The sequence below is a fragment of the Peribacillus sp. P4_D6 genome (assembly GCF_056401795.1).
This window is the reverse complement of record NZ_JBFUIQ010000145.1, coordinates 1-8774: the sequence shown is the minus strand read 5'-3', so window position 1 is coordinate 8774 and position 8774 is coordinate 1. Positions and strand designations below refer to the sequence as shown.

Annotated in this window: 11 protein-coding genes and 1 pseudogene; 10 read left to right on the top strand and 2 right to left on the bottom strand. The window is 40.4% G+C overall.

Features of this window, described 5'->3' with window-relative positions; translation table 11 throughout:
* Positions 1-34 precede the first annotated feature (34 nt).
* Positions 35-448 (bottom strand): reverse transcriptase-like protein, encoded by a 414-nt coding sequence (locus AC1DVB_RS23365; RefSeq protein WP_098936927.1) that lies wholly within the window; start codon positions 446-448, stop codon positions 35-37.
* Between the two features lie 221 nt (positions 449-669).
* Here AC1DVB_RS23365 and AC1DVB_RS23360 point away from each other — a divergent pair, with 221 nt between their 5' ends.
* The 5 genes and pseudogenes from AC1DVB_RS23360 (at position 670) to AC1DVB_RS23340 (ending at position 2552) form a co-directional block, all read left to right on the top strand.
* On the top strand, positions 670-1341 hold the full coding sequence (locus AC1DVB_RS23360) for a reverse transcriptase-like protein (protein ID WP_222619895.1): 672 nt from the start codon (positions 670-672) through the stop codon (positions 1339-1341).
* Positions 1342-1346: 5 nt separating this feature from the next.
* Positions 1347-1532, top strand: a complete 186-nt coding sequence (locus AC1DVB_RS23355; protein ID WP_034307842.1) for a zinc-finger domain-containing protein — start codon at positions 1347-1349, stop codon at positions 1530-1532.
* 146 nt (positions 1533-1678) lie between these two features.
* The gene (locus AC1DVB_RS23350) at positions 1679-1984 is read left to right on the top strand and encodes a hypothetical protein (protein WP_477591168.1); all 306 of its coding nucleotides are present in this window, start codon (positions 1679-1681) and stop codon (positions 1982-1984) included.
* Between the two features lie 18 nt (positions 1985-2002).
* Positions 2003-2323, top strand: a pseudogene (locus AC1DVB_RS23345) (HD-GYP domain-containing protein); the annotation flags it as partial.
* Between the two features lie 13 nt (positions 2324-2336).
* Positions 2337-2552: a hypothetical protein gene (locus tag AC1DVB_RS23340; protein WP_477591166.1), complete on the top strand. Its 216-nt coding sequence runs from the start codon at positions 2337-2339 to the stop codon at positions 2550-2552.
* 27 nt (positions 2553-2579) lie between these two features.
* Here the strand turns inward: AC1DVB_RS23340 and AC1DVB_RS23335 are convergent, their stop codons facing one another.
* Complete coding sequence (locus AC1DVB_RS23335; protein WP_057277839.1) at positions 2580-3044, bottom strand: RrF2 family transcriptional regulator; 465 nt, start codon at positions 3042-3044, stop codon at positions 2580-2582.
* Between the two features lie 170 nt (positions 3045-3214).
* On the opposite strand from AC1DVB_RS23335, the gene hmpA reads away from it, so the two are divergent.
* The 5 genes from hmpA to AC1DVB_RS23310 all read left to right on the top strand — a co-directional run.
* Positions 3215-4423 (top strand): NO-inducible flavohemoprotein, encoded by a 1209-nt coding sequence (gene hmpA / locus AC1DVB_RS23330; RefSeq protein WP_230135471.1) that lies wholly within the window; start codon positions 3215-3217, stop codon positions 4421-4423.
* A gap of 334 nt (positions 4424-4757) precedes the next feature.
* Positions 4758-5846 carry a glutamate 5-kinase gene (gene proB / locus AC1DVB_RS23325; protein WP_187049679.1) on the top strand — a complete coding sequence of 363 codons (1089 nt, stop codon included), beginning with the start codon at positions 4758-4760 and terminating at the stop codon, positions 5844-5846.
* Between the two features lie 35 nt (positions 5847-5881).
* Complete coding sequence (locus tag AC1DVB_RS23320; protein ID WP_095679368.1) at positions 5882-7129, top strand: glutamate-5-semialdehyde dehydrogenase; 1248 nt, start codon at positions 5882-5884, stop codon at positions 7127-7129.
* 80 nt (positions 7130-7209) lie between these two features.
* Complete coding sequence (locus AC1DVB_RS23315) at positions 7210-7644, top strand: general stress protein (protein WP_095679369.1); 435 nt, start codon at positions 7210-7212, stop codon at positions 7642-7644.
* Between the two features lie 646 nt (positions 7645-8290).
* On the top strand, positions 8291-8774 hold a 484-nt coding region (locus AC1DVB_RS23310), incomplete at its 3' end, for a PrpR N-terminal domain-containing protein (protein WP_477591163.1).

Here is an 8774-nt window from a genome sequence, read left to right as displayed (position 1 = left end):
GCCCCAGATGAATACAACGAATAATAATGAAAAATCAGCTGTCTTGTTCATGATTTTCCTCAGCCTTATTCAAACGAATGGCCCGTCTCGCCAACTCATCCGCGGACTTATTTTCGATATTTGGAATCCATTTCATGAAAAATAAATCAAGCCCGTCGGAAAGCTTTAACGCCCGTTCCAGCAAAAGGGCATACTTATTTTTTGCAAATCTTTTTTCAATGGCTTGGTTGATGGCTTGGGAGTCTGTACGAAAAGAAACGACTTGATACTTATTGGCCACACAAATCTCCAATGCTTTGATTAAGGCATGGTACTCCGCTTCATGGTTTTCCATATTTCCAAGCGGAAAGGAATGCCTCTCGACCACACCGTTATTATTTATGAAAACACCTGCACCGCTAGGCCCTGGATTGCCCGCACTGGCACCATCAATATACACTTCGATCAAGATGTGCTCCTCCTCGAGTTTAACTGTTTAAATGTTCGATATAATAACGTTTCATTTAAAATTAAGATTGAAACATGAGAATTTCAGGCTGATATGGGAACTATAATTAAAAAGATTGATTAAAATGCTTACAATATATTATAAAGGGTATGACGAAAAAAAGGTATGAAAATTGTAAGCTGTTCTGCATGAATCGTAAATGGATAAGGAGCTGGAAATCTTTGAAGGTAATTATGCAATGGACATATCAAGCTTCAAAAAAACCATCTGCCGATTTCGTTTCGGATTGGCTTGATGCCGGGACTGCACTGGTCATTACAGAAGATCTTGAAAAGGCAGGAAGGCTGAAAGAAGTGGAATTCAAGGATGAATTCGATACAACATGGAACAAGAAGGAGTTAAAGAAACTCCTGACGGAAATTGAGGAAGAACCGCAGGATGTGACGGTCTTCTTTGATGGAGGTTTTCAAAAAGATGAAAAGGTGGCAGGAATTGGTGTTGCCATTTATTATCGTCAAGGAAAGAAGTTCTTACGGTTACGCACCAATGTGAAATTGGAGCAATTCGAATCCAATAATGAAGCAGAATATGCGGCTTTTCATGAAGCGGTCAGGCAGATGGACGAACTTGGAATCCACCATCAAAGCTGTGTCTTTAAAGGTGATTCTCTAGTCGTCTTAAATCAACTTTCCGGTGAATGGCCCTGTATGGAAGAAAACTTAAATAAATGGCTGGACCGCATTGAAGCGAAATTGGATAAATTAAAGATCATTCCTGTCTGCAAGCCGATTTCTCGAAAGGAAAACCAGGAAGCCGATCGCCTGGCCACACTTGCACTGCAGGGAAAGGCCATTTTCAGTAAAATAGAAATTGCTGGGTCAAAGGAGCCATAACAACAATGAACAGGAAAAAAATATATGAAGAAGTGGAAGATGTTCTCGCTTCATTTTGCCAAGATTGTTTTTTAAGAAAGCATTTTCGAAAAGAGAAGGGGCGTACGTATGCCCATCAGTTCTGTATTTCAGAATGCACGGTTGGTGAAAAACTAAAACAGCTCGGCAATGAACTTAGTGACCGAACTTAATTGCTTTCATTAAGACACAAGAGAAAGAAGGATATGGTATTACAGATAAAAAATAGAGAAAAGTGTGAGAGCAATGAAAAATAGAAGAGGGAAGCATGTGAAACAGCCTCTTACCATACCCCCATAATGATTTCATAAGGGAAGAATTGAAAAAAGATGCATTTGCTTTAAGGGTAGAACATGTACAACCTAACGTAAATATTCAGGATAGAATCAACGAAGCTTCGCTTCATTTGAAAAACATCTTTCAAGATATACGTAAAGAAGGAAAAATACAGCTTGAAAAGATTGTATTGATTAAAGCAAAAGTTGCACCTGTCATTGCAGAAGCTGCAATGAACCCTGATATTTATTCCCTTTTCGATGAGCCGCATGCAGATCACGAGTACACGTATCGGCATAATAAAGATGTCGGGATAATCGCCACTTATCTAGGGATGAAGCTTGGATAATCCAAAGAAAACCTTTCAGCCCTGACTTTGGCAGCCATGCTGCATGATGTGGGGAAAACAAGGATTTCGGATAATATAGTGGAAAAACCGGGTAAACTGAATGAGGCAGAATATGAAGATATGAAACGCCATGCCATTTATGGATATGAATTACTTAAAAATATCCCTGGAATCCCACCATCGATTGCATTAACAGCCCTCCAGCACCATGAACGGGAAGATGGGCAAGGCTATCCTCAAGGGAAGAGTGGAAAGGATATCCATCTTCATGCGAAAATCGTCGCTATAGCCGACGTATTCCATGCGATGTCATCATCATCAGGCCATGCCGTTTTATAAGGTGATTGAGCAAATGAACAGGGATATGGTCAGTAAATTCAATCCTGAGATCCTAATGGAGCTTGTAAGCCGATTAATGTCCACGTTGGTAGGAAAAGAAGTCATCCTTACCAATGGACGATTCGGGACGATCATCATGATCGATCCATACAATCCCCATAAAGCTTTATTGAAAACCGGTACAGAGATCATAGATTTACGAATGGAAAAAGAATGGCAAATCGAATGAATCATCGGTTAATGGAAAAGAGCCCGATTATAAAAAATCGGGCTCTTCGTCATTCTGCTTTACCGAATCAAAATAGGTTTTGAGCATAACTTTATTTTCGCTGAAGTCTGCAATCGTATATTGATCAAGGACTTGAAGAAAAGCATCCAAGGCATTGTTAAGGACAAATTTCAATGAACAAACGGGAGAAATCACACAGTTATCGTGATCTTTAAAACATTCCACTAGATAAAAATCTTCTTCGGTTCTCCGCACAAGTTCCCCTACATTTATTTCAGCGGGTGATTTTGCAAGCCGGAAACCGCCATTTCTTCCACGTATCGTCTCAATATAGCCTAATTTACCTAGATTATGAACAATTTTCATCAAATGATTTTTAGACAGTTGATATACTTCAGAAATCTCTTTGATATTTGATAATTTGCTTTGGTCGTGGGTAGCCAGGTAAATCAACACTCTAAGTGAGTAATCGGAATAACTCGTCAACCTCATGTTTATCGCCTCACATTCTATCCCCATTTGACTATATCATAAATGTGAACATTTTATAAACATGAAAACTTATTATCTGAAAAGATGTATAAAAAATATTGCTTTTAATGCATTTAAGTTCTAATATAAACATGTATTCAAAATACTTGTTTATGAAAAGGGGTTTACCTATGCTATCCCAGAAAACTATCGATATTATAAAATCAACCGTACCTGTATTAGAAGTGCATGGTACAACTATCACAACTGTATTCTATAAAAATCTTTTCGAAGCACATCCTGAATTATTAAATGTTTTCAATCATGCCAATCAAAAAAAGGGACGCCAGCAAACTGCACTTGCCAACACGGTATTGGCAGCAGCTAAATATATAGATCAACTTGAAACGATTTTACCTGCCGTGAAGCAAATAGCACAAAAACATAGAAGCCTTGCAGTCAAAGCCGAACATTATCCGATTGTTGGTGAACACCTATTAGGCGCAATCAAAGAAGTGTTACAAGATTCGGCTACAGAAGAAATCCTTCAAGCTTGGGGAGAGGCGTACGGAGTCATTGCGGATGTTTTCATTAGCATCGAAAAGGAAATGTACGACGAAGCTTCCAATCAGGTCGGAGGATGGTCTGATTTCAAACGATTCACAGTGGTGGAAAAAGTACGGGAAAGTGACGTAATCACATCCTTTTATCTAAAGCCATCAGATGGAAATCAGGTTCCGGCATTTCTTCCAGGACAATATATTACCGTTCGGATCGAGATACCGGGTGAATCTCATTTATTCAACCGTCAGTATAGTTTATCTGATGTTCCGGGAAAAGATTATTTCCGTATTTCCGTTAAAAAAGAAAAGCCGGGAACCTCTCCTGATGGAAGGGTCTCTAACTACTTGCATGAATCCATTCAGATGGGTGACAGTATTGACGTAACGGCTCCTGCAGGTGATTTCACCATCGACTTGGATAAACGAACACCGGCAGTATTCTTGAGCGGAGGCGTTGGCATAACGCCTTTCATGAGCATGGTACATGCGTTGGCTGAAAAGACACCTGAGCGTGATGTACAATTCATTCATGCAACCGATAATGGCCATTTACAGCCGTTCAGAATGGAACTGACAGAACTAGGACACAAACTTACCGACTATCAATTATCCTTTGTCTTTAAAAATCCGAGTGAGGATGATAAGAACCTGCCGAATTTTGCAAAGCAAGGGTATGTAGATAAGGAATTATTGAGCAGTATTGTTAAACCTGAAGCTGATTATTATGTGTGCGGCCCTGTGCCTTTCATGAAGGCCATCATCACTTACCTGAAAGAGCTTGGGGTAGATACGGATAAAATCCACTATGAATTCTTCGGCCCAGCCATGGCGCTATAAGGTTCATTCATCGAAGGAATGTTATTGACATCAAGCAGATAATTTTGCATACTATATTAAAACAATGAACGTTGAGAGAAGATTAGTATGCGAGAATCACTGTGACAGAGAGCGGAGTCATTTGCTGGAAGGCCCGCGACAGGAATGCGCTGAACCTGCTTCTTGAGTCCTATGCAAAACATAGGCGCAAATCCTGGCGTTATCAGGCAAAGTGGAATGCATGAATTTGCATTCAATGAAGGTGGTACCACGGAGAGCAGCCCTTTTCGTCCTTATTTCGAGGATGAAAAGGGCTTTTTTTCATGTCTTAGATATTTATTGGAGGAAGTAATCGATGGAAAAGAAACGCATCGTTGTAAAGATAGGAAGTAGTTCTTTGACCAACACACAAGGTGAAATCGACCAGAATAAATTTTCCGATCATATCCAGGCAGTGGCAGCTTTAAGGAAAGCCGGACATGAAGTTGTCCTTGTTTCATCAGGTGCTGTAGCGACAGGTTTTCGCAAGCTTGGCTACCCTACGCGACCTGTCACTCTCAAAGGAAAACAAGCTGCTGCAGCTGTAGGTCAAAGCCTATTGATTCAATCGTATATGGAACAATTGGGGCATTTTGGAATCGTTCCGGCGCAGATTTTATTAACAAGGAAAGATTTCTCGAAAAAAGATCGATATAAAAATGCATATGCCACATTGATGGAATTGCTTGAACGCGGCATCCTTCCGATCATAAATGAAAATGATACAGTATCGGTCGAGGAGTTGACTTTTGGTGATAATGATATGCTATCCGCCTTGGTAAGCGGGTTAGTCCACGCCACGAACTTGATCATATTAACGGACATTAATGGGCTCTATGATTCCAATCCACAGACAAATCCAGGGGCGAAACGATTTGATGAATTATCCGAAGTTACGGATGATTTATTGCAAATGGCAGAAGGTGCAGGATCTAATGTCGGAACCGGTGGGATGAAATCGAAGCTGATTGCAGCGCAAACGGCATTGTCACTAGGGGTGAAAGTATTCATCGGATCTGGTTTGGGGAGTGATAAACTTCTAACTATCCTTGAAGGCAATGGTGATGGCACATATATAGGGAATGAAGACATGGCGATGGTAACGAAAAACAAACAATGGATATCCCTTCATTCAAAAGTATCCGGGAAAATTTTCGTTGATGAAGGTGCCGAAAGGGCCTTAGTTTCAAATGGAAGCAGTCTGCTGCCAGCTGGAATTTATGAAATTAAAGGAGTCTTCAATAAGGGTGATGTTGTCGAAGTCTTTGGTGCAAATGGGTTATTAGGGCGGGGTGAGGTCCTTTATTCCGACGAAGAATTAAAACAGGCGATGGGAAAGAGGACATCCGAGCTTATAATCACTTCCATAGAAGTTATTCATCGCGATAAATGGGTGAAAGCATAAAAAATCAATTTCAAGAAAAAAGGGGGAATTTAGAAATGAGTGAAGTGACGGCGAAAGGAAAGGCAGCCAAAAAAGCCAGTTATCAGCTAATCGGATTGAGTACGGAAAAGAAGAATGAGGCTCTTGGGAAAATTGCTAAACAACTTATTATCGATAAAGATTTTTTGATAAAGGAAAACCAAAAGGATCTGGAAGATGGCAGGAAAAAAGGTCTCAGCGAGTCTATCTTAGATCGAATTATGTTGAATGGTAACCGTATTGATGACATGGCAGCGGCCATTATGCTTTTAATCGATTTAAATGATCCGATTGGGGAACGCTTGGAAACGATTGAAAAAGAGAATGGTTTATTGATTAAAAAACAACGGGTGCCTATCGGGGTAATCGGAATGATTTATGAAGCAAGGCCGAATGTGACCATCGATGCAGCTACATTATCCTTGAAAACGGGGAATGCTGTCATCTTAAGAGGCAGCTCGTCAGCCAAATACTCCAATATCGCACTAGTCTCTTCCATTCATAAAGCATTGGAGAATACGGAAATCCCTGTAGAAGCTGTTCAGTTGATCGAGGATACGAGTCGTGAAACCGCTAAGGAACTTTTTCATCTAAATGACTATTTAGATGTCTTGATTCCACGCGGCGGAAAGAACTTAATTGAAACGGTGATTAAGGAGTCCACTGTCCCCGTCCTTGAAACAGGAGCAGGCAATTGCCATATCTTCATCGATCAGACCGCAGATATCACGATGGTCGAGAAAATTGTCTTAAACGGTAAAACTCAGCGACCATCCGTATGCAATGCCATTGAAGGGCTTCTGATCCATGAAAAATGGTTTGAAGAAAATGGAGTGCGTATTCTGGAACTCCTGGACGAAAAGGGTATTGAATTATATGGAGATGAAGCGGTTTGCTGCTCCTTTCCGAGAGCGAAAACGGCTACGGAGGAAGATTGGTCAACTGAGTACCTGGCTTTAAAACTCAGCGTGAAAACTGTAAAAGGTGTATCCGATGCCATTGATCACATAAACCGATACGGTTCCAAGCATTCTGAAGCAATCCTAACGAGGGATGAACAAAATGCTTACGCATTTTTGAATAAAGTGGATGCCGCAGCCGTTTATCACAATGCTTCCACCCGTTTTACCGACGGCTTTGAATTCGGTTATGGCGCAGAAATCGGCATTTCCACTCAAAAGCTGCATGCACGCGGACCAATGGGTTTACCTGCCTTAACATCAAGCAAGTACTTCATATACGGCCAGGGGCAAATCCGGGAATAGAATTCATTTCTTTCATGGAAGGTTATTAAACCTCAATTAAGGGTATTGTACAATACATTACTTTTAAAGGAGCAGATACCATGGACAAGAGGTTTATAGCAATATATGATAATGAAAACGAAGCGACTTCAGCAGTCAAAAATTTAAAGGAACAAGGATATACATCCGATCAAATATCAGTAGTGGCAAAAAACATCGATAAATTACCAACTGAAGCAGAGGAAGTCAGCCCGGCAAAAACTGATGGGTTAGTAGCCGGGGCAGCAGCCGGCGGAGCTGTCGGATTGACAGGCCTGCTTATTGGAATGAGTGCATTGGCCGTACCAGGAATAGGTCCGATATTGGCAGCGGGTCCGATTTTCACCACATTTGGCGGAGCCGCAGCCGGGGCAGCATCGGGAGCAGGCGGATTGAGAAAGCCATTATTGGACATTGGACTGGAGGAAGCCGAAGTCGATCAATATCTAGAGGATATTAAGGCAGGGAAAATCCTTGTCATCGCCGATCCTTTTTAAGTTCGTAAGTAAAACCACCTTGAATGAACAGACTTATGATGTTTGAGAACTAAACTCCATAAAAAATCAAAATTAAACAGCTCTTATTTATTGATAAACCCCGTTCAGGATTCTTGAACGGGGTTTATCTGTTTGTAGGCTAATTTTATTGTCACTAACGATAAAATCAAAAGGAATTCCACATTTGTATGAAGAATAAAAGGAATATAGTCCTGTTAGCGTGAAAGGAAGGGGAATTATGGAAAATAACGTAGATGGAAGCCGCCCTTTAAGAAATTAAAGAGGCATGATGAATTTCACCATAAGGATCATTATGATGATGTTGATGTTAAAAATCGTTCTCTAGTTTTAAATGAGATGACTGAATGTCCATTCTTTTTGTAATAATTAATATCAATCGGAATCCTTAAAAACCCAGGATAACAGGGTTTTTTATTTTTCAAAATGAAAAATCTTAATAAAATGCAGAAATAACCTCAAGCGTACTTATGGCCATTACTTTTCTTATCGCGGCTTTAAATGAAAACTTTTGCGGCGTATTAGCTACCTTTATTATATCTCGTCCTTATTTGACCTGGCTAGAATAACAGGTTGCCAGAGCTTACATCCAATAAGCCAAATTGATTTTACGCTGGAGGTGGGTATTTTGATAAAAATAAAACTCGTTGTTCCCCGAAAAGGGTATATTACGGATGCTTTTGAAAGATTTGAGGAGTTCAACAAGTTGGAAGAATCGGAAAATGGTGGTAACGTTTCAGTGAAGTTTGTTTTAGAGGAGGTAGTTGAGGATGCCGATAAGATTGGGAAGTTGAAACTTGATGCCGATGTAATCATCTCAAGGGGATTAATCACGAAACTATTAAAAGAATGCAATGAATCCATTCCTATCGTTGATATTCCTGTGCAGGGCATTGACCTCATTCGTTCCCTGCATGATTGCAAGGCACGTTTCGGCAGTAAAAAAGTGGCCGTCATAGGAGCTTTGAATATGATTTATGGCGTGGAAAACCTTTCGGATATCGTTGATTTGCCAATTCAATCCTATATATTAAATGATATCGAGTCCTCAGTCAGTTTAGTGGATTTAGCCGCCAGAGATGGCTGTGAGGTTGTGTTAAGTGGGTTAAGTA